1 protein-coding gene is annotated in these 731 nt (G+C 41.9%); it reads left to right on the forward strand.

The genetic code is table 11. The features are described 5' to 3' along the window. Positions 1-254: 254 nt before the first annotated feature. On the forward strand, positions 255-731 hold a 477-nt coding region (locus PGX78_RS08380), incomplete at its 3' end, for an ESPR domain-containing protein (protein WP_270446488.1).

Consider the following 731-nt stretch of genomic DNA (forward strand, 5'->3'; position numbering starts at 1 on the left):
AAATTTTCGTACTACTACAGATATAACGTGTTTACATGCGTTTATATTTCAAAAAAATAACGAAAAACGGAAATGTAACAGAATTGTAATAATTTCACCTTCAAGCATTGCCATAACAAAATAGAATGTGTAATCATAATGTGAAAGAATTGATAATTTATAGAAGGTGTTTTGGGGTACTAGGGGAAGGAGGATATGTACGGATCTTTAAAAGTACATAAATAAAAATACTTTTTAGAAAAAGGGGTCATGATATGAATAAGATTTTTAAAGTTATTTGGAACAAAGCCAGAAACTGTTATGTTGTTACTTCGGAAATAGCAAAGTCTCATTCAAAAACTAAGTCCGAAACGTCCAAAAACAGAGGATACACGCTTATTTCAACCTTGGCGGTCTTATTTTTAACCGGCTGTGTACCCGTCTTTGCTGCCGTTACTGACGATCCGGGACCGACTGATCCCAACCCTGCGAGAAGTGCGGGCATTCGCTTATCATCCGGGTGGATGTCTGCCTTGGAAGGCGGTACGGCGACGAAGATGTACGATTACGGGACACCGGGTAATAAGGCCTATGACAATACGGGAGTCTTACAGTGGGACGGTACAGGTCGGTATCAATTATATACGGGGACGCATTTGTACGGTATTGCACTCGGTAACGCCGCCAACGCTTATGACCCTGAGGTACAGACCGCATCCGGTACGGCACTCGGTGATTATTCGCGGGCTCGA

The sequence above is a fragment of the Megasphaera sp. AF13-6AC genome (assembly GCF_027685385.1).
GTDB lineage: Bacteria > Bacillota > Negativicutes > Veillonellales > Megasphaeraceae > Megasphaera > Megasphaera micronuciformis.